Origin of the sequence: Synechococcus sp. UW106, from assembly GCF_900474015.1 — a bacterium.
In the GTDB taxonomy this organism is placed as follows: domain Bacteria; phylum Cyanobacteriota; class Cyanobacteriia; order PCC-6307; family Cyanobiaceae; genus Parasynechococcus.
This window is the reverse complement of the sequence record NZ_UCNV01000004.1, coordinates 118,837-138,984: the sequence shown is the minus strand read 5'-3', so window position 1 is coordinate 138,984 and position 20,148 is coordinate 118,837. Positions and strand designations below refer to the sequence as shown.

General features: G+C 47.2%; 25 protein-coding genes. 16 read left to right on the top strand and 9 right to left on the bottom strand.

The features are described from left to right. Positions 1–117: 117 nt before the first annotated feature. From DXY30_RS03695 to DXY30_RS03665, 6 genes are all read left to right on the top strand, one after another. Positions 118–1,002 (top strand): phycobilisome linker polypeptide, encoded by an 885-nt coding sequence (locus tag DXY30_RS03695; protein ID WP_115093420.1) that lies wholly within the window; start codon positions 118–120, stop codon positions 1,000–1,002. A gap of 55 nt (positions 1,003–1,057) precedes the next feature. Next, positions 1,058–2,704, top strand: coding sequence for a phycobilisome rod-core linker polypeptide (locus DXY30_RS03690; RefSeq protein WP_115093419.1), 1,647 nt, complete (start codon positions 1,058–1,060; stop codon positions 2,702–2,704). Between the two features lie 76 nt (positions 2,705–2,780). Then, the gene (locus tag DXY30_RS03685; protein WP_115093418.1) at positions 2,781–3,524 is read left to right on the top strand and encodes a phycobilisome rod-core linker polypeptide; all 744 of its coding nucleotides are present in this window, start codon (positions 2,781–2,783) and stop codon (positions 3,522–3,524) included. A 282-nt stretch (positions 3,525–3,806) separates the two neighbouring features. Continuing rightward, a complete protein-coding gene (locus DXY30_RS03675) occupies positions 3,807–4,349 on the top strand; it encodes a phycobiliprotein lyase (RefSeq protein WP_115093416.1) in 543 nt (180 codons plus the stop codon). Between the two features lie 9 nt (positions 4,350–4,358). Then, positions 4,359–4,973: a chromophore lyase CpcT/CpeT gene (locus tag DXY30_RS03670; RefSeq protein WP_115093415.1), complete on the top strand. Its 615-nt coding sequence runs from the start codon at positions 4,359–4,361 to the stop codon at positions 4,971–4,973. A 1-nt stretch (position 4,974) separates the two neighbouring features. Then, entirely contained in the window at positions 4,975–5,280 is a 306-nt protein-coding gene (locus DXY30_RS03665) for a CpeR family transcriptional regulator (RefSeq protein WP_115093414.1), read from the top strand. A gap of 7 nt (positions 5,281–5,287) precedes the next feature. On the opposite strand, the gene DXY30_RS03660 is transcribed toward DXY30_RS03665, so the two are convergent. The 3 genes from DXY30_RS03660 to DXY30_RS03650 all read right to left on the bottom strand — a co-directional run bounded on the left by DXY30_RS03660 (position 5,288) and on the right by DXY30_RS03650 (position 6,187). Beyond that, positions 5,288–5,521 (bottom strand): Nif11-like leader peptide family natural product precursor, encoded by a 234-nt coding sequence (locus tag DXY30_RS03660; protein WP_115093413.1) that lies wholly within the window; start codon positions 5,519–5,521, stop codon positions 5,288–5,290. A 61-nt stretch (positions 5,522–5,582) separates the two neighbouring features. Further along, on the bottom strand, positions 5,583–5,864 hold the full coding sequence (locus tag DXY30_RS03655; protein ID WP_115093412.1) for a Nif11-like leader peptide family natural product precursor: 282 nt from the start codon (positions 5,862–5,864) through the stop codon (positions 5,583–5,585). A gap of 2 nt (positions 5,865–5,866) precedes the next feature. After that, a complete protein-coding gene (locus tag DXY30_RS03650; RefSeq protein ID WP_115093411.1) occupies positions 5,867–6,187 on the bottom strand; it encodes a hypothetical protein in 321 nt (106 codons plus the stop codon). A 251-nt stretch (positions 6,188–6,438) separates the two neighbouring features. On the opposite strand from DXY30_RS03650, the gene DXY30_RS03645 reads away from it, so the two are divergent. From DXY30_RS03645 to DXY30_RS03615, 7 genes are all read left to right on the top strand, one after another. Next, positions 6,439–7,635, top strand: coding sequence for a HEAT repeat domain-containing protein (locus DXY30_RS03645; RefSeq protein WP_115093410.1), 1,197 nt, complete (start codon positions 6,439–6,441; stop codon positions 7,633–7,635). Positions 7,636–7,811: 176 nt separating this feature from the next. Beyond that, positions 7,812–8,348 carry a bleomycin hydrolase gene (locus DXY30_RS03640; protein WP_006850273.1) on the top strand — a complete coding sequence of 179 codons (537 nt, stop codon included), beginning with the start codon at positions 7,812–7,814 and terminating at the stop codon, positions 8,346–8,348. A 46-nt stretch (positions 8,349–8,394) separates the two neighbouring features. Continuing rightward, entirely contained in the window at positions 8,395–8,892 is a 498-nt protein-coding gene (gene mpeA, locus DXY30_RS03635) for a class 2 C-phycoerythrin subunit alpha (RefSeq protein ID WP_115022927.1), read from the top strand. A 350-nt stretch (positions 8,893–9,242) separates the two neighbouring features. Then, positions 9,243–10,112, top strand: coding sequence for a phycobilisome rod-core linker polypeptide (locus tag DXY30_RS03630; protein WP_115093409.1), 870 nt, complete (start codon positions 9,243–9,245; stop codon positions 10,110–10,112). 157 nt (positions 10,113–10,269) lie between these two features. Beyond that, a complete protein-coding gene (locus tag DXY30_RS03625) occupies positions 10,270–11,166 on the top strand; it encodes a HEAT repeat domain-containing protein (protein WP_115093408.1) in 897 nt (298 codons plus the stop codon). A 177-nt stretch (positions 11,167–11,343) separates the two neighbouring features. Beyond that, positions 11,344–12,420 carry a helix-turn-helix domain-containing protein gene (locus tag DXY30_RS03620; protein WP_244281233.1) on the top strand — a complete coding sequence of 359 codons (1,077 nt, stop codon included), beginning with the start codon at positions 11,344–11,346 and terminating at the stop codon, positions 12,418–12,420. 3 nt (positions 12,421–12,423) lie between these two features. Further along, positions 12,424–13,389, top strand: coding sequence for a helix-turn-helix domain-containing protein (locus tag DXY30_RS03615; RefSeq protein ID WP_115093407.1), 966 nt, complete (start codon positions 12,424–12,426; stop codon positions 13,387–13,389). 32 nt (positions 13,390–13,421) lie between these two features. On the opposite strand, the gene DXY30_RS03610 is transcribed toward DXY30_RS03615, so the two are convergent. Further along, positions 13,422–14,573, bottom strand: coding sequence for a HEAT repeat domain-containing protein (locus DXY30_RS03610; protein ID WP_170951119.1), 1,152 nt, complete (start codon positions 14,571–14,573; stop codon positions 13,422–13,424). Positions 14,574–14,975: 402 nt separating this feature from the next. Between DXY30_RS03610 and DXY30_RS03605 the strand changes: the two genes are divergently transcribed. Further along, positions 14,976–15,320, top strand: coding sequence for a Nif11-like leader peptide family natural product precursor (locus DXY30_RS03605; RefSeq protein ID WP_115093405.1), 345 nt, complete (start codon positions 14,976–14,978; stop codon positions 15,318–15,320). 11 nt (positions 15,321–15,331) lie between these two features. On the opposite strand, the gene DXY30_RS03600 is transcribed toward DXY30_RS03605, so the two are convergent. Both DXY30_RS03600 and DXY30_RS03595 read right to left on the bottom strand, forming a co-directional pair. Then, the gene (locus tag DXY30_RS03600; RefSeq protein WP_115093404.1) at positions 15,332–15,970 is read right to left on the bottom strand and encodes a HEAT repeat domain-containing protein; all 639 of its coding nucleotides are present in this window, start codon (positions 15,968–15,970) and stop codon (positions 15,332–15,334) included. Positions 15,971–16,047: 77 nt separating this feature from the next. Continuing rightward, entirely contained in the window at positions 16,048–17,367 is a 1,320-nt protein-coding gene (locus DXY30_RS03595) for a HEAT repeat domain-containing protein (RefSeq protein ID WP_115093403.1), read from the bottom strand. Positions 17,368–17,502: 135 nt separating this feature from the next. Here DXY30_RS03595 and DXY30_RS13510 point away from each other — a divergent pair, with 135 nt between their 5' ends. Next, the gene (locus DXY30_RS13510) at positions 17,503–17,856 is read left to right on the top strand and encodes a hypothetical protein (protein ID WP_137006779.1); all 354 of its coding nucleotides are present in this window, start codon (positions 17,503–17,505) and stop codon (positions 17,854–17,856) included. A gap of 7 nt (positions 17,857–17,863) precedes the next feature. Here DXY30_RS13510 and DXY30_RS03590 read toward each other — a convergent pair whose 3' ends face one another. The 3 genes from DXY30_RS03590 to cpeB form a co-directional block, all read right to left on the bottom strand. Beyond that, entirely contained in the window at positions 17,864–18,298 is a 435-nt protein-coding gene (locus tag DXY30_RS03590) for a DUF2656 family protein (RefSeq protein WP_115093402.1), read from the bottom strand. Between the two features lie 135 nt (positions 18,299–18,433). After that, a complete protein-coding gene (gene cpeA / locus DXY30_RS03585) occupies positions 18,434–18,928 on the bottom strand; it encodes a class 1 C-phycoerythrin subunit alpha (protein ID WP_115022908.1) in 495 nt (164 codons plus the stop codon). Positions 18,929–18,989: 61 nt separating this feature from the next. After that, positions 18,990–19,544 (bottom strand): class 1 C-phycoerythrin subunit beta, encoded by a 555-nt coding sequence (gene cpeB / locus DXY30_RS03580; RefSeq protein WP_115022906.1) that lies wholly within the window; start codon positions 19,542–19,544, stop codon positions 18,990–18,992. 310 nt (positions 19,545–19,854) lie between these two features. Here cpeB and DXY30_RS03575 point away from each other — a divergent pair, with 310 nt between their 5' ends. Continuing rightward, positions 19,855–20,088, top strand: coding sequence for a hypothetical protein (locus DXY30_RS03575; protein ID WP_115093401.1), 234 nt, complete (start codon positions 19,855–19,857; stop codon positions 20,086–20,088). The last annotated feature ends 60 nt before the right edge of the window (positions 20,089–20,148 follow it).

The window sequence follows — 20,148 nt, the reverse complement described above, 5'->3', positions numbered from 1 at the left end:
GGCCGAGAAATCCTTCCGTGACGCAACAGTCGGACACAATTGATTGAGGTTTATAAAGAATGCTCTTCGAGCGGAAACTTCTGAAGGAATATTGGTCGAACCACTGCGTGTGAATTCATGCCTTTCGGTCCAGCCTCGCTTCTAGGGGTCGAACGCTTCTCTGAGGAGAGTGAAGCCCCCCTCGAGCTGATCCCAGGCGATGAGGACGCCACGAAGGAACAGATCATCCGAGCCGTTTACAAGCAAGTGCTTGGCAACGCTTATGTGATGGACAGCGAGCGCCAGATCGTTGAAGAATCCCAGTTCAAGCTTGGTGAAATCAGCGTCAGAGAGCTGGTGGGCCGCATCGCCAAAAGCGACCTCTATCGCAGCCGCTTCTTCGATAACTGCGCGCGTTACCGCTACATCGAACTGGCCTTCCGCCATCTTTTAGGCCGCGCACCTGCCGACTACGCGGAAATGCGTGAGCACGCCGATCGCCTGGACAGCCAGGGATACGAAGCTGATATCGACAGCTTCCTCAATAGTGAGGAATACCAAAACAACTTCGGCGAATGGACTGTCCCTTATCAGCGGGGCTGGAAGACCGAGAGTTGTGCCACATTGCAGGAATTCACCTGGAGCTTCCAGTTGCTGCGCGGCAATAGCAGCAGCAGCCTCAAGGGTGATCTTGCAGGCAACAGCAGCAAGCTGGGAGGTTCGGCTTATCTCAACCGAGCCATCCCAGTGGTTCCCCCGTCCTCCCAAGAAACCGCTGGCTGGAGTTTCCGCCCCTCCCCCAACCTTCAGGACGCACCCACGCGCCTCGGGGTTGGCGCAAGCGATCAAGGCCTCACGTATAGGGTCGAGGTCACGGCCTACAAAGCCAACAACGTCAGGCGAATTTCCCGCTACACCCGCGGCAACAGGGTCTTCTACGTTCCGTTCGACAAGCTCTCAGAGCAGTTCAAACGCATCCATAACGAAGGCGGCAAGATTGCCAGCATTACGCCGGTGACCTAAAAGCCTCAACCGCACTCATCTCGACGCCCACGCCCCCTCTCCCCTCAGCAAAACAATGGCCAGCAATCAATCTTCTCTTGGCTTCGGCACAACCACCAAGTGGAGTGATCCTGTTCGCTTCCAGCGCAGGGGAGTAGACCAAACCGCTGCCCTCACCATTGGTGAGTTCCTGAAGCAGTCGTGTGATCAGATGGCGATTGGGGTTGGTCCACGCACTCACGAGGACTGCCCCCATCGCGTCACGAGCGAGTGCTACAGCCCAGAAGATGTGGCGTCACTGGAAACGGTGATCAGTGCTTCATATCGACAGGTTTTTGGCAACGCCCATGTGATGGATTTCGAGCGTTGCTCGGAATTGGAAGCTCAGCTTCGGGACGGTCGTTTGACCGTGCGTGAATTCGTTCGTGGTCTGGCCAAGTCCAGCTTCTACAAGGACCGTTTCTTCAGAAGCGTTGCCCCACAGCGGGGTGTCGAGCTGACGTTCAAGCACCTGTTGGGCCGTGCACCTGAAACACAGGCCGAGATCTCAGCCAAAATCGCCCTGCAGGCAGAACACGGTCACGACGGCTTGGTCGACAGCATCGTTGACTCCGCGGAGTACCTCGAAGTCTTCGGTAGCGATGTTGTGCCCTATGCCCGTTCATGGTCTTCACCCGCTGACCTGTCAACAGCTGCCTTCCCGATGCTGGCGGCTCTTCAAAGGAGTTTTGCTGGCAGTGATAGTGCCCGCGGTGGAAGTCCAGCGCTGACCCGCAGCCTCGCCAACGGCGTTGCGCCACGGATCAGTCTCCCAAGTCAGCCTGTCGGCCTGCGTCCATCGTCCGGAAGCTACACCTCCACCCAATTCAACAGCAAGTCACCTGGCATCACGTCAGGCAAAGACTCAGGACCCATGCGCGGCGACGTGTATGTCACCTTCGGTCTTGGCCAGCGGGAGCAAGAGACCTATCAACGTTGCCCAGGTGACGGCCCCGATCAACTGGCTGCGCTGATTCGCTCCACGTACAAGCAAGTAATGGGCAACCCCCATCTGATGGAGTTCGAGCGCGTAGGTTCCGCTGAGAGCAAATTCATCGACGGCTTCCTAAGCACACGTGAATTCGTTCGAGCCGTTGGTCTTTCAGCCGAATACAAGCGCCGCTTTTTCGAAACCAGTGCTCCGTATCGGTTCATCGAGCTGAACTTCAAACATTTCCTGGGAAGGGCTCCGCAGTCCCAGGCCGAAATCAGCGAGCACACCAAGATCCTTGCCGAAGGCGGTTTCGAGGCTGAAATCTGCAGCTATGTCGATAGCGCGGAATACCAGAACACTTTTGGTGAAGACACTGTTCCGTTCGCTCGAATTCTCACCGAAAGCGGCCGTTCTCAGGTTGCGTTCAACCGTCATCTGAGCCTGGCAGAAGGCTTTGCAGCGAGCGACACCGTTGTCAGCAGCTCTGCTTTGGTGGGTTCTGTGGCCACAGGAATGGTTCCCAGTGGGTGGAGCAACACCACAAGCCGGGCGAACCGCACCGGTACACAGTCTGGGGCCCCAGATCCCACCAAAAAGCGTTTCCGCATTGTTGTTGCCTCTCAGGCAGCTCGTTCACGTCAACGCACAGCCGGAAACAGCTACGTCGTGTCCGGCAAAGACATGAGCAGCCAGATGAAGTACATCCATGCACGCGGAGGCAAGATCGTTTCCATCACTGAGGTGATGTAAAAGCATTCCATTGCTGCAACTGGGAGCTGCTTCATTAGGAAACAGCTCTCCCACATCACCTTTTCATCAGATCCCCATGACTGAGCCAACAACTCTTTCCTCAGCTGCCAATGTCGACACAACACATGCGGCAGATGTGATTAGCCAGGCCTACCGCCAGGTTTTTGGAAATCGGCACCTGATGGAACTCGATGTGAACCCCTCGATTGAGGCATTGTTCATGAATGGGGATCTGACAGTTCAGGGATTGGTAACTGCCCTCGCACAGTCAGAAACATACAAAAAGCTTTTTCTGGAAAGCAATAGCCCTTACCGGTTTGTTGAGCTGAACTTCAAGCATCTCCTTGGCCGTCCACCCCGTGACCAAGCAGAATTGATGAGTCATGTCCGCCTACTGCAAGAAGAAGGATATGAAGCAGAGATCGCTAGTTACACCTACAGCGATGAATATCTTGCGGCCTTTGGGATCGACCAAGTCCCTTACAACCGAGCCACACAGAGCGTCGTTGGCGGAAGCACGCTCTACTTCACACGAGCAAGAGCTTTGGATGCCGGTTATGCCGGATACGACAACGCGGAAACAGATTCAAAACTCTTGAATAGTCTCTGCACTGAAAGCTCACCTGAGGCACAAGATCGTAGAGGTGTTGGTAATGCCGGCACATTGACCATTAACTGGACATCCCCCCGACAGGTTGGTGCCAATCGCAGAGCGGTCCAGAAATCGGTTGTGAACCAAACGTCCATGTCGGCAACCATCAAAACAATCTTGTCTCAGGGAGGCAAGATCCTTTCTATTGCGAAGGTTAACTCCTTTTGATTTTCGTAGAATTATCGCTGGCTCATCAGTGATGATGGCAAGATAATCAAAGATCAGTCAAAGCCTCGGTCCGGCCGCCAACTACAGGAGCAACAACCTTTCTAAACATGCCTATTCTGCGCCCACCATCCAGTGAACACCCAAGCAGGAACACAACATTCCTGCAATCTGTAGCGTCGACTCCCATGGCCATGTCCATGATGGTCGATTCAATGGTTAACATGATGCAGATAAACCGTCCTTCACTGGATGAGCTCTACCCAGAAAGCAACACAACCTCGCATGACGATTGAGCAATTTGTTGCTCAAAGTTCAGGCAAGTGGCGCTCAATGCGATCAGGGCACTCTCTAGCCTTTCAGCAGTTTGAAGAAGTTCTTAGCGAAGTCACAATAGAAGAAATCAATAAAGAAAACACCGCGGTAAAACAGCTAATTGAATCATCAATTATCACGAGCCAAGATGACCACTTGGTTACATCACCATTCAGGATGGAGTGGTGCGCTGAAAGCGACTGGGAACCCGAAGATCCGTCAGAAGTGTCATCAGGATCTTGCATTATTGTTCCTCTAACAAAAGACAATTACTCAGGAAAATTAATCAGAAGCGTTGGATACGCAGAATCTGAGGCAGCAATATCCGAATATCACTTTTTGGATGATGGTACGTTTACCCTTACAACTCAATACGAGCAATCAATTGCGGAAGAAAGAATCTGGTTTGTTTCAGAAAATGTTCGCTGTAGATCCTCCGTCTTGAGAACATCTGCTGGATCAGGGATACTACAAACTTCGTTTGCATCCGAAGTCAGACGCATTAATGCGTAGAGACACAAGATGAAGATGGATTTAGCCATTGCCGAATTCGCGAAGACTCTCGCTGGTGTTTACGACAACATCGAGCAGTCACAACAAAACCCAAAGGATTTTGCTCGAATCAATATCTTTTTTCGACCCTTACCGTGGCACGTCTTCCAAGGGCCTGGCTTTTATTCTGAACAATGTTACGACTATGCACCTTGGGATCCCTATAGACAGGGAATTCATCGTTTAACTGCAAGCAAAGAATCATTCATAGTAGAAAACTACGGATTCGCTAACCCGAGAAGATTGGCTGGAGCAGGTCGTGATGCCGAACTCATGAAAGACATCAACACTGCAACCTTAAAAAAACGGTGTGGTTGTGCAATGCATTTCCAACAAGAAAAAGCAGGTCATTACATCGGAAAAGTTGAACCGGGAAAAAACTGCTTAGTTCCACGCGATGGAAAACTAACTTATCTTGTTAGCGAAGTTGAAGTAGATCAAGAAAATTGGATCAGCCGTGATCGAGGATTTGACCCCAAAACAGATGAACAGATCTGGGGATCCGAGCATGGCCTTCTAAAATTCAAGAGAATTAAAAGTTTCTCCGAAGAAATCACTGATGAGTGGCTAAATAGCAAAGCCTGAGATGCAGGATACACAAAAACAAATGAAAGCATGGATACGTTCTCAGCATCTAATATGCGTCGGGACTGACTTTATCTTCGAAACTGTTGATCAAACACAGCTAGAAAAGTTTGATGGCTGCATACAAGCAATTGGCGGAAGAATTAGAAGAGTTAAAGCTATCGGGAATTGGCCAATGGGACCAAGGCGATCATTCAAAATACTACAAGCTACCGCAAGTGTACCCAGACCAGGAGGAGAAGATCTTGTCACATATTGGGCCAAAAAAGGCAGCAAATCAACAAGATATTCAGAAATCAATTCTTGACGAATTCTTACTCTTCAAACCATCCCATCCACGTATCCTGAGTAAAGTCAGTATGTTTGCTCCACTTTCTCAAAATTGCAGAAGAGTCAATTTCAAAACCATTAGCGGCTGCGATATCGATAACTTGATCTTGATTAAGAGCGGCTTTAATTTGAGCTTTTAGGTCAGGATTTTGGCGAACCAAAGCAATAAAAGCTTCTAAAGCATTGTCTTGATTTGCGCTAAGGGCAGAATTGGTCATCTAGAGCCTCTGAAATCATAGGAATTAGTCTAGACGGAACGACTGCAAACAGACAGTACAACTAGGCACCATCCATCAACATGGCTCTCCAAGGAGCAACCCTACGGAAAGCCCATGACCAATGATCGTTCGTAATGGTTTGAATGGCTAAGACTTCAGATTCAGACAAGACAACTGCATCTGATTCGACATACTGAAGCCAAGCCGTAATTGAAAACACATAATCACGAGAAGCTGCATAATCCACAATATCTTGATCAGTTTCACAGGCCTTTAATCCAGTGGCCATGGCATGGTCGTACACAACCAGGTTAATAAACTGCTCAATAACAGAATTGGACATCGTCAGCAGCTTTCAATCCAAAGTGCAAAATTGACCTTTTCACAAATCATCTGCAGAACCAAAGGGCCTCCAGGGCATCGCAACAAACGCCAGGGAATATTTTTCTCCAACACACCAGAATCAATAGTAATTTTAGGGGGGCTCGTTGCCTGCTCGTAAGGAATCAGTGCTGAACCAGTGAGTGTGGGTTCCACCTGCTTAACAATATCTGTCAATTGCGCCAACTCAACAACCAAGTTCAGTTGATTTTGAATCTCAATAGAACTCTGAACAGCTTGCACGAACCTTGGAAGTGCTTGCTCAAGCTCAGGCGAAACAGGCATGGTGTCAAACTTCTCTTGACTACAATAACAGAAGGGAAGGATGTGTTAGAGCTAAAACCAAAAGAACAGTGATATACATTCAATCATGAAAGAATGATCTCTACTCGGGATATATCGATGCTATGGTTAAAAGGACAATGGAACTCCTAAGTCGCTGCAGGTTCACAGACTCAGACATGATCAAGCTCAATTTGGAGCTCCTCTAGCAGCTGGCAACGAAATCCAGATTTTTCTTTAACGACCCCTGAGACATGACCGAGAGATTCGACAACTTGGTTGAAGGCTTGACAGAGGAACAGGCTCTGGCTGTCATCTTGGCTGATCCAGACTCACTTGAGAGGCCAGTTGATAAATACATGGCAGCGACAAGACTCGGCGCGAGCAACACAGAAGAATCTCTCGAAGTACTGATTAAAGCTTCAGAGTTAGATCCAGAACATCTCTATAATCGCATCACCCGACGCAAGGCAATCGACGCCCTTGGTAGAAGAAGGAGTACAAAAGCTCTGCCCTCTCTTTTTCGAGCATTAACCTGTAGTGACGAAGCAGCAGTCATCAATTCAGTAGAGGCAATTACAAAAATAGGAGCTCCATTAACTGAAACAGACCAAGAACAATTACTGGGTGCACTTGAAGGAGAAGATATTCAGAAAAGAGCTGTCATTCAGGCTTTCTGTCGCTTGGGAGTCTCCGGAGTCATCGACAGCATCAGACCACTTGCTGAAGAATGCAATCCACTGGTGGCTGGTGCAGCAAGAGCATACTTATCAAAAGTGACCCTGCAATCCAAAGGGCTTGATGTACTCATTCCTCAATTAGTCGATCCAATCGCAGGGAGAAGGCGTTCTGCCGTTATCGACCTCGGTGATGCTGGCGATGTATCAAGACTAGAGGCTCTCGTAACCGCACCTGTCTCGATGTCGTTGCGCGCTAGGAGTGCATTTCAGTTGGTCGATCCAGACAAAAAATGTCAAATTCCCGATAGGTATACCGAGTTGATCACACAACTCCTACAAGACAACCCCCAACAACTGAAACTTAGGCAGGAGTGGATTTGCGCCGTCGAACCGACGGAGATCGAAAACAACCTCCAGCATCGCGATGAAGCACGTCAGTACGGAGGAGCTTCAAGCTTGATGGCCATGGCCATGCCAGAAAGACTGATCTTGATTGACGACATCAAAGAAAAACTATGGAGCGATTATGTAACGCACTATTACCTAACAGCCGTTGTAAGCCTTCAGGGTTTGGAAGAGCGAAGCGAACTCATCAGGCTTGCCTTGGCTGAAACGATTCCTCAATACACAAAATCCCGAATTGCGGCGGCCTGGGGATGCCTCCGCTTGGGCCTTGTGGACCAGAAGCCTCTGCTGGAGGAGCTTTCGGCCAATGCCTTCTGGCTACCACTGAAATGGAGCTGCCAACAAGTCCTTAAACAGATGTCATAAAGCGGGGCGCAAAGAGATGAATAGTCAAAGGATGGTTGGCAGAAAAACTTCACTAATTTTTCCTTTGTCAACTTGTGTGTCCTGACGACGGTGTTCAGGAAGTCGGTCTGGAAAGCAGGGGTATGTTCATTCGTGATGCGGAATGCATCTCCCCAAACAACGTATTCCACAACCCCATGCTCGACGCATTCTCCCGGGCTGCTGTCTCGGCCGATTCCAGCGGCTCCTTCATTGGTGGCGGCGAACTTGCCTCTCTGAAGTCCTTCATTGCTGATGGCAACAAGCGCCTTGACGCTGTGAACGCCATCACTTCCAACGCCAGCTGCATCGTGTCAGACGCCGTCGCCGGCATCTGCTGCGAGAACACCGGCCTGACAGCCCCTAACGGTGGTGTTTACACCAACCGCAAAATGGCTGCTTGCCTGCGCGATGGCGAGATCGTTCTGCGCTACGTCTCCTACGCACTGCTCGCCGGTGACGCTTCTGTGCTGCAGGACCGCTGCCTGAACGGTCTCCGCGAGACCTATGCAGCTCTGGGCGTTCCTACCGGATCCGCCGCTCGCGCTGTTGCCATCATGAAGGCAGCCGCCAGTGCTCTGATCACCAACACCAACAGCCAGCCCAAGAAGATGGCTCTGACTTCTGGTGACTGCGCCAGCCTGTCTGGTGAAGCGGCTAGCTACTTCGACATGGTGATCAGCGCCATCAGCTGAGCCAGAGATTAATTTTCTGCACACCTGAACACCCTTCTTCTTAATCATGAAGTCCGTCATCACCACCGTCGTCGGCGCAGCCGACAGCGCTTCCCGCTTCCCCACCGCCTCCGACATGGAGTCCGTCCAGGGCTCCATCCAGCGTGCTTCTGCTCGTCTGGAAGCTGCTGAGAAACTCGCCAGCAACTACGACCAGGTCGCTCAGGAAGCTGTTGACGCTGTCTACAGCCAGTACCCCAACGGTGCCACCGGCCGTCAGCCCCGTAAGTGCGCCACCGAAGGCAAAGAGAAGTGCAAGCGTGACTTCGTTCACTACCTGCGTCTGATCAACTACTGCCTGGTCACCGGCGGCACCGGCCCTCTGGACGAACTGGCCATCAATGGTCAGAAAGAGGTCTACAAGGCTCTCAGCATCGATGCTGGTACCTACGTGGCTGGTTTCTCCCACATCCGTTCCCGTGGTTGCGCCCCTCGCGACATGAGCGCTCAGGCTCTGACCGCTTACAACCAGCTGCTCGACTACGTGATCAACTCCCTGGGCTGATCATCAGTCAAGCTGAGTGATTTTTTGATCTAACCAAGGGGTGGGCCAAAAGCCCACCCCTTTTTATTTTCAAGATCAAAAATCTGACATTCACAAGTCAGAAATACTCAGTCAATAACACCAAAAGGCCACAAAAGCCAAGATACTAATAGCCAACCAGGCAGTAGTGAGAACATTCTTCGACACAATGATTACTCAAGGTGACCTCGAGTGAAAGGTCTTCATTTAATGCTAGATGAAGCGTCACAGAATTTAATTTTCCAGCTCGCTTGCAAGTAACGACGAAATTCGTGAGCTTCTAAGCACGTTGGAAAAGGTCACTGTTATTAATCTATTCACTATTTTCCCCTATGCTAAGCACACAAACTAGTCCAGCAGGTATGGCTGCAGCAAGCCGCACCAAACCAGCGTCTTACTCCATGCCCAGCAAGGCTGGAAAAAACACAGTTCATCGGACTGTTGCTGGAGCCATTGCTGAGTTCAAACGCAACACCTGTTCCCAGATGGGCCTTGGCATTGGTCCTCGGCTTCACAGCGAATGTCCCTTTGCGGTGACTTTCGACGAGTACCACCCAAACAGTAATGAAGCTCTAGAGCGCACAATCATTGCCGCATACAGGCAAGTGTATGGAAATCTGCCTCCAACAGAAAACGAGCGTTGCACCTCCCTTGAGGTGCGCTTGATGAACGGAGAAATTACAGTCCGGGACTTTGTTAACGGCCTGGCAAAATCTCCTTTCTACAAGGAAAATTATTTCCATAGTGTCGCCCCCCAACGTGGGATTGAACTGAACTTCAAACACCTGCTAGGACGGGCACCCCTCACTCAAGAGGAAGTTCAAAACAGCATCAAACTTCAAGCAGAAGAGGGATTTGATGCTCTGATCGACAGCCTCACAGATTGCGCAGAATATGCCGAGGTGTTTGGATCAGACATCGTTCCTTACATGCGAGCAGGCGATTCCTACGCAGGAATGATGACCAGCTCCTTCAACATGATGCGCGAGCTTGCCGGCACAAAGGTTGCCGTTAGTGACAACGCACAAGGACGTCGGAGTCGCACCACGACGCAACTGGCTGCGGCAGCGATCAGCAGGATGAAGCCGATCTTTAAGGGCGCACCAACGCTGCCCCAACAAAAGTACGGTGGACATCAGCCTCCCAGGAGAACCGGCGCTGCTCCCTTCCGTCCCTTCGGCGTTAAGCCATTGCCATATTGATGAAGATGAGTTAGGCACCGAAATGCCATCACTTCTGCCCCCTTTCCAGGAAGGGGGCATTTTTGTGCCCACGCGGCGACACTGCAAAGCCCCACAAGCCGGTAGGTACCTGATCAGAGTCGCTTAGATTGCGACTCAACGAAGTTGGACGTCCACCGTGCTCCAGGATTTCAGCAATATCTCATCAATCAGCGAAAGCCAACTCACGGAAGAAGAAGCACAACAGCTTGCTGATGAGCTCAGCACACAGTTAGGTGAAGGTGAAATCCCTCAATCAGATGCAGATTCACTCGAGCGAATGGTCGCAGGTCTCGGAGATGCAAGAGGAGCTCTGCGACTCACCTTTGCAAAAAGTCTTGGCGCAGTAGGAGATAAAGCTATACCCATTCTCTGTAAAGCACTTCGAAGTCACCAGAATGTCATTGTCAGGAGAGCATCAGCAAAAACGCTCAATTTAATTGGCAGCAAGGAAGCGTTACCTTATCTGCTTGAAGCCTTTTTAGAAGATAGTGATCCAGTTGTACTCGGATCTTCTGCTGGAGCAATGGCAACAATTGGACCCGACGCCATGGATTCCTTACTAGGAATCCTAAAAAATCCAGACTGCACACCATTTCAGGTTGGCTTGATCAACCTGGCGCTAAGTTTCATCGGTGCCAAAGCACCCGAGGCATTGCTAGAGGCTGCAGATTCAGACGTGGCTGAAGTTCGAGTTGCTGCAATTTCAGCTTTAGGAGATCAAATACAAAAGAGTGATGATCCTCGGGCACAAATCAGAGTATTCAAAGCACTAGATGACATCTCACCGGAGGTGAGAGCAGAAGCAGTTACCCTGATTGGAAAATCATGCGATGCAGAAGATGTTGAACATATGCTGTGCAAAAAGCTGATGGACGAAGACGGTCAGGTACGCAAGAATACTGCAATGGCGCTGATGAAATTAGAAGCATATAATTCAGTCGAAAGCATAGAAAGGGCAAAGTCAGCTGAAACAGATGAGTCAGTACAGGCAGTATTCAATGTTGCAATCAACATACTAAGTAGAGATTCATAAGGACACAGGAGCAACCACCAATACGAATAAGAGGGCTAAAGCATTAAAAGGATGCCCTAAGCAGACCAACCCCTACTCCGCTTAACATAAACAGAAGAAATTCGAGCAAAGCTGATAAGAATCGGACAGCAGCAAGTGAAAATTTAATCTTCAAGAAAAACATCAAGCTTCGTACACATGAGCCGCAAAAAACATAGAATAGAAAAAATAAGCCGAAAGATCTTGCGTAGAAAACGATCGCGAAATTATGTTTTTTGCGATACGCTCGAAATGGAAGAGTTTTGCAAGGCACATTTCGAGGAATATCATTCAACCTCAAGCTTCGGCTGCAATGTAACTCAGTTAAGCACCGGGATTCTAGAAACGCAGACCACTTGCTCACCAATTCAAGATGTCCATCTTGAAATTTTCAAATCCAACCAAACACTGCTCTACGAGGAAGAAGCCAATACAAAATCAGTATCGTTCTGCTGGCTAGATAGTTTAGCGACAAAAGATGAGGAGGTGCTTACAACGATAAGCGGCCACCAGATGACGAGAAATAGTATTGCCGGATTCAATCGGATCAATAAAACAGGAGGAAATATCTGGGACATTGTGGGAGCTAATGAAGAGCTTTGCTGCATGAGTTTAAAATGGAATAAATTACAAGAAAGAATAAATAAATTGAATGCCTTTAATGCCTATGCAAGGCTCGAAGAATGCATTGGAATTGACTCGGATGATCATGCCAGCACTCAACTCAAAAAATTATTCCATGATCATTTCAATGGCCAGCCATCAAAGAAACCGAATTCCTTTTACGATCTAGCAATCATATTTCTTGACAACGAAGATAATGAATCAACATTTGATGCACATCGGTGTGAGTCAACAGACCTCATAGAAGACATGGTCAAACTGATTCACGAAGATCGTGCAGGAATGCCGCCAATCACACTCGAAGAAATTACTGAATACCTCAATTCAAACAGAGACTCTCTAAATACTACATGTCGAAGAATTTTCAACATGGATGTAATTGAGCTTGTCAGAAGAATACGTTTGGAGCAGACCCGCAAGGCATTTTTAACTCCCCATTCCTCAACCGGACTCAAAGAATTTACAAAGAAAAGAACGGCACTTTACTATGGTTTCAAAAACTGGAAAAAGTTTGAGCACTCCTACTCTTCGTATTATGGAGAAACTCCCAGTCAAACAATAGATCGATCAAACAGGAATATATATTCATTCAGTGCTTGGAAGGGAGAATAAAACATGAAAACAACTTTTGAATTTCGAGATCCACTAGAGATTTCTGAAGAGCTTGCAAAACTTGGTCAACTTACAAAAATAACGCAGCTAGATGGTGGCAATGGTATCTATACGATGCAAGCCGCAACTGACAATAAAGTATCACTTGCAGAAATATCTGCCAACAAAACCTTGTTGTACGAGGGATGGGGCAATGGTGTTACCATCGACTTCAATTGGATTACCCCAAAAATAGACATTCAAGATACCTTTGGATATTGTGATGGATTTAAAATGGCCAAAAATAGCCTAGCTGGGTTTGGAACCATTAACTCAGTACCAGGGAATGCATGGGGAAAATATTCCAGTGAATGCTCTAGTACTGGTTGCATGATTGATAAAAAACTACTCCTTGAATTGCTTAAAAACTGCAAAGCATACGATGGACTCGAAAGACTCACGAGTGATCAGGGAGTTTATTCCAATAATAATGCCCTAGGCCAACTCAAAAGATTAGCGAGAAAAGAGGTATCGTCAGGAATTCAGACGCCGGAAAAATACTTTGACCTAGTAATAGCATGCCTCGAAGAACCAATGAGTGAACAAAATAGTCACGAACAAAAGAACATCGGTCAATTAAGGGAAATCATCAACCTTGCCCACAACCAAAAGTCAATGGAATCTCCTCTATCGTTGCTTGAAGTGTGCAAATATATCAACACAAGCCAGGCATCATTATATCGCGTCTGTCAGGAATTCTTTGGCATGGGGATCATTGAGCTGATGACACATATTAGGCTAGAAGAATCGAGGAGAATGATGCTCAACAAGGAAGCTCGTCAGAAATTAAAACTATACTCAATTCGCGATATTGCGATTAAATATGGGTTTAAACATCAAGGAAGATATGCGCGACGTTACTACACTGCCTTTGGCGAACTTCCAAGTCAAACTATAGAAAAGTCGAGGCGGTACAAGTTACCTTTCTAAACAACTAATCAAAACAATAAAGGATCAACCTTCTACAACTTGCGTAAAACCTCTGCACATGTCCATCGAAGAGGTTCCCAACTAGACATCATAAATAGATTTTCAATCTCGCTGCGACATTCGGATAAACCTAAGTTTAAACATCCCCAAGTGGCTGCAATTTTTGATTTTGCATACTGTGGAGCTGACTCTGATAATGATTCCTTGGTAATGAAAGATAATTCTGTTAATCCAAGTTGAGAGATCAAACAGTTGACTTGATAGTGAACGCCATAGTCGGAGCCGTGATTCTCCCAAATAGAGTTGATTGCCTCCGTTAGACCAGCAACCGGCCAAGTAAACAAGGTTTTTGCACCCGAATACTGGCGTTCTTCGTCTCTATGCCTTAGTAAGTCGCAGACTTCTTTTAAATCAACAGGTAGATCAACACTTTGCGTGAAACAGAGATGACGAGAATCATCCTGCAACATTTGATTGATCAGGCTTCTTTGGGATTCAGTTTTAATCTTTGGAGTTATCTTGAACGCACTTTTAGCTCTTAAGGGCATTGAAACGGCTACTTTTGCAATATTCGACAAAAGACACGGCTCACCAGCATCACCAATATCAATAACCGACGATCTCCGATAAATAACATTGGTATTTTCGAGGTGATCTGCAAGAATCTGCAACTTGCTCTTATCACCTTCAACTCTTATTGAATAAGCGATAGATGCGCCATTAACCAATATATTTGGATTGCTCTGTTGCTTAGAGATTATCCCATTACTGTCATGCATCTCCAAACGACTAAAGCACTGAATTGCAACACGCTTAAGTACATCTGAGCCATCTTGAATGATCTTTAAAAGAGATGATTTAAACTGAGAATCAAGTGGAACGCCAAAATTAATCAACGTATCAACTGCATTAACAATCGTCTGCTCATCGCTGCTAGACATAGCATGATAAATGGTAGGCAATGTACTGAGATCACGTCGACGTCCTAGTGCTTCAATAGATTTGCGGCGTGTAATAGAGTCAAAAATATTTTCTCTGTCCCCAGTGGCAGCTAAAACTAACGCGTCAAGAGAGTCTCGCGAAGAACAAGCTCCCAGCCTTGTCGCTGCAATATATTTAATGCCAGGATTATCGAGAGTACTAATATTTTGTGAAAGCAATTCAATGGCCTGCTGTTCATCCATCCACGAAAACAAAGTATCAAATCTCTGCGAGTTAGGCACCATGCGAAACGCGTATATTTATTTCTAACAGCGGAATTTATCTGTAAAGATGAATTGGTAAGAATTGACCCATGCACCGGCAAAATTGATAATTAGTGGATATCTAGCTTAAGAAGAATAAAGGGAAGCAAGTGATCAGAGCACGATGAGAATTTAATCAAAGGCATAGGCACCAAGCAGAAATAAGCCAACCTCAAAATCATGCTTGGTTAATACTTTACTCTTTACACAGAAGCCTGACAAAGCGGAAGGGGCCTTACATCCAAGGAAAATGAAAAGACCACTGTACTCACAATAAGCAAAACAACCCTGATAAGAAGCGGATGCATGCTGGTAAAATATGGATAAGCAACTAGATTCTCTATGTCGCGTGCTGAATTCATACGCTTTCTTGAAGTTCTAGAAGAAGATTTGCCATTCAGAGCTCTTTTCCAGGAAGCTGAGCCCGAGGAAATCCTCAAGCTCGCAGATGAACATGGATTTATCTTTTCGGATGAAATAAAGGGTCGTTTCCTGAATCGATGGGCAGGTGTCTATTTCTGCCCATTTGCTAATGATGTGGGAAGATTATGCCCAAAAATGGTGCCGGAAGGATTTAGCACACTCCTACATTATTCACAGACAACATGTGCCAAAGAGGATAAAGTAGAACGTTTTGATTTTCGTGCTGGAGGCTATTATGAAGGAGTAAAAACAGTAACTGGATAAAGGAAAAGATGTTAACTCCTAGAATTTAATAGATTCTGAAGTCGTGCCAATGCAGACTGAGCTGCTTCCTGAATCAATGGATCATCATTGTTTTCTTGAAGTTTCTGTAAAGCATCTTCAGCCATAGGATTCGGGATATCGGCAAGAGCCTGAGATGCACTAAAGATCAAAGCCACATTTTGACTGCTGAGAGACCTTGCCAGAAGTCTTATTGCCTCTTCAGACTTAAATTGTTGCTTACCAATCTGACCGAGACACATCAAAGCACCCTGTACGACCACCATATCTGTATCATCAATCCCTTGTTCCAACATCTCCATCACTGAATCAGGAAAAGGCTGATCAGGAAAGTTCTTGAACAATTGCACGAATGCCTTCGGACAACAACGCCTTGCGGTTTGATTCTCAGTTGTTGCATAAAGTTCGATCAAAGGATCGAATGCAGAACTCCCAAAAAAACCAATTCCTTTAACAGCCGCTCTATATACTTTGGGATCATGATGACAGAATAGTTCTAATAATTTTGGCATCGCCTCTTCCTGATAGTGCTCAGAAAGAATCAAGCAGGCTTCTTCCTGAATCCTAGGGTTGGGATGCATTAGATCCTCAAATAATGCATCAATTGATGGAATAATTGAATCGTCGCTCACTTAATAGACTAACCATTGAGTTTTCCATATTAGCATTGGATGTCTCGGGTCATAAGAAATTGGAATTAGGGTTTCAACTACCCAATAACTGCCTGTGCTTTCAGACGCAGCAAACTGTCGACATCAGATTCGACAAGCTGTTGTAGCTGACGTTGATATCGAATTTGCAGACGATCTGTCTGATCAGCTTGGATCAAGAGGAGGCCTGCATAACACATATCCCAACCAGGCTTATTTTCCAGAGACAAGCAATTGTCCAGAATACAATCGTATTGACCAGGAAATAATTTAGCGAATGACAACAAAGCCGCAGGTGGTGATTTTCTAAATTGTGGGCGCTTATCTATAATCGCATCCGAGAGGATTTTAGATATTTGAACAAGTGCTTCATCACTCCAACCTGCCTTCAGTCCAAACAAACGCATCAAAAAATAGTGCGCACCATAGTCATTATGGGCTTTTTCTTGCCAGCAATTGTCAACAGCAATCCAAGTCTCTTGAGCATCGCAGTTTAAGAGCGCTTGCATCGCAAGATAACAACGACTGAAATCTGGGTGAAACAGGCCCTCTACCAAAAGCTGTGTAGGCATAGATTCAGCGTAATGATGAAGAACAGTTATCGTCCGAGGATCATCAAAAAAAAGTTGATCAACTGCTGTTATTGCGTGATCATTTGAGAGTTTTTTTAAAGGGTTATCAAATAAAGCTCGAACAGCTCGCATCCGAAATGCAGGGGAAATTGGTGCCTGGACTAAATCAGATAAAAGCTCAACAGCATTCGCGTCGATCACATCTTGTACAGCCGACTGACGATCCATTTGATTGGAACTGTACAAATGATCTGAAAGATCAGCCAGATGTGAATGATCTCCAGATAGCTGAATCATGGCAGCGATGGCAGCACCACGCACCGAAGGCTTTTCATGAGCTGTAAGAGCCGAAATCGTTGAAATTGCTGACTTAACAGAAAGCTTCGATAGACTTTGAATTAAGACTCTTTGGTTTTGACAAGTGTCATCCACCAAATAAATCATGCGTTGATGCACTTCAGGGTCTTGACAATTCAGACGAGCCAAAGCCCAAGCAGCATTCTCAACCATATAAATATCAGAACTATCTAAAAAACTCGCAATTTTAGGTTTGGCTTCTGTCACCCCTAATCGCGCAAGAACTTCTACAGCTTTTCGTTGTGCAAGACCTATAGGTGTAACTGTAGACGGCCTATCGAGAAAAATTAATAATGCTTGGCTTGTTATTGGGTCAGGAAAATTGATCAGGTGGGAAACGGCCATATAATAATCACTTTCACTCTCTAAATCATCAACTTCTTTAGACAAGATATTAACGGCCTCGCTTTGATCAAGACCGGCATGAATATTATCAAAAACACCGGACATCAGAAATAGCCAACTTCTCAATGATTCTACATGCAGTAGATGATTAAATGCTTCACGTCAAGATAAGAAAGTATTAGCGAGCTTGCCAATAGACGACACAAGGGGCAAAATTCCTTTTATCCACTATAAAAAATCATGGGACCGTTTCCAGGACGAATGATTCAGGTTTCGACAGGAGTGATGGACGGCTGTAGGCCCTCAACGCCACACACAGTTGGTGTGGACACCCGATTCATGGCGCAATGGATGCAAGCTTTTAGAAGTTGCAAAACATCGATCACATTTGTCGGGTGGAGCAAAGCCGAGCATCGTCCATTAATAACAACACCTAAAACGAAAGAATCGACTTCAAAGGTACGAAAATTAGTTGAAAAATTGACGTCGACTTCAGAGTCTTCTTCTAGCAAGAAAACTTCAGGCAAGATAGAAGAAAGTAAAGAAACCAAAAAAAGCTCTGGTCGTCGCAAAAATCGCCGGAAGCATTCTTAAAGACTGCTTATAGGGATGCTGAGGAAACCTGAAAAATGGAATCTTCTGGACGCCCAGATTTAAGAACATCCCAATTGATCGCCTGAAGAAAAGCAACTTCATCGGTTGTTTCAACTAAATCAACACCCCAATATCCCTCCTGGAGTGGAGCTCCAGGAGAAGCTTGGGAATCCTTCCTTCCACCGAGTGCCAATACAACGTGGTTCATCTCATGCCCAAGTTGTCGACGGTATTGAGACCAAGTCTGAACTAGATCAGCAGCCAGTTCTTGCGGCGACAAATCAGATGATATTGAGAGTTTCCAATGAGGATGATCGAGAACTGCAGTTGATGAAATATTTTCTGAAAGAGATTTAAGTGCTTGTGCAAGCTCCTCAAAATTCAATGCAGGCACGTGATCTGATTGAACTTGTAAGTTATGAGATAGAACAAACGTTGTCATCAAAAAACAGTTTCTTTGAGAAATCTAATGGAATTTAAGCTTGTCTGTGATGGGTGATTCAAGGTCTTCCATCTAACGGATACAAAAAAGGGGGGAGCAAAGTGCCCCCCCCCTCCAGCTAGAAGCTTGAGCGGATCAAGAAAGAGCGTTGATCGCGTAATCAAGGTAGCTCTTGAACTCGTTCAGAGCCTGGGGGCTCATATCACGAGGTGCACAACCGCGGTTACGGGTGTAGGTGAGAGCTTCAATGTATGCATTGGTGGGAAGACCCAAGGTGCGATACACCTCACGTGCTCCAGCAATGCCCCACTCATCGAGAGGGCCGGTACCACCAACGATGAGGCAGTAGTTGATCAAGCGCAGGTAGTGGCCGAGATCGCGGTAGCACTTGTCCACCTTCACCTGGCTATCACCGGCTTCACCGGGTTGCCGCAGGTAGGCGTACTTGTTGAAGCAAGCATCACCAGCTTCGCGGGTGACGTTGTCCAGACCGGCGGCCAGCTTTTCAGCAGCCTCCAGACGAGCAGCAGCTCGCTGAATATTGCCCTGAACAGCCTCAAGGTCGTTCTGAGAAGGGAAGCGACCGGCTGCATCAGCAGCGGTCACAACAGTGGTGACGACGGATTTCATTTGAGATCCTTAGGTAAAAGGTGCTGAGAAGGTAAAAAGAGAAGACTTGTTCGTCCGCAGATCAGCTGATAGCGCCAATCACACGATCGAAGTAGGAACCTGCTTCAGACACCAGTGCAGAGCAGTCGCCCTGAGTGGTTTCCATCTTGCGGTACTTAGCACCACCGCTTGCAGGGGTATTGGTCTGACCAATCAGAGCCGTAGCAGCGGATTTCATGATCGCAACTGCGCGGGCGGCAGACTGAGTAGGAACACCTAAAGCGATGTAGGTTTCCTTGAGGCCGTTAAGGCAACGGTCGTCCAGCACGGAAGCGTCACCAGCCAGCAAGGCATAGCTGATGTAGCGAAGCACGATCTCACCATCGCGAAGGCAAGCAGCCATGCGACGCGTGGGGTAGCAGTTGCCGCCGGCCTGGATGAGACCTGTGTTTTCGCAGATCATTCCGGTTACCGCATCGGAGACGATGCAATAAGCGTTGGAGGTAATGGCGTTGACAGCGTCCAGACGCTTGTTGCCATCTTGCACATAGGAGCGGAGGCTAGCGAGGTCGCTACCACCAACAGGTGCAGTTTTGGCGTCAGCGCTGACGACTGTGCGGGAGAATGCGTCGAGCATTGGGGGCCAGACAGTTTGGGGGATGCAGTGCTTCGGGGACCGAAGGGTGAGCAGGCCTTAAAGACCTGGTAGCCCAAGGGTGGTGGAAGCGCTGACCAAGGCTAAACTCAGTTGTCAGCTGGCTTTGCAAACAGACCCCTTTACGCAAAAGTTTGTCACCTTGCGGCAATAGCAAGGAATTCCTCCAGCTGAACAGGGCTCTTTCAACAGCACTCTTTCCTTTGCTTGAGCAATGCTGAGCGAAGGTTCACAAAAGCCTTGAGCAGGCGAGTTGGAGGCTTAGTATCGCCAGGGTCAACATGTGAAATGCATGGACAACGCAGCGTCCGATTTACCCAGCCTCAAAGAATTGCAAGAGTCTATTGAGGAATTAGCTGCCTACCGAGAACGACTTTTTCAAGATGTAATTGGTCTAGGCAAAAAACTGCGTCTGTCACAGAAAAAGATCGACGCGACGGTAGCGGCACATCCAGAGCTACAACGGCTCGACGAAGTCATGTCACAACTCGTCGCCCAAAAGAATGCTCAGCAGGCACAATCTTGATCCGCTTAGGCAATAATTCGTTCGTCGACTTGAATTAATCTATTCCACAGGTTCAAGCCA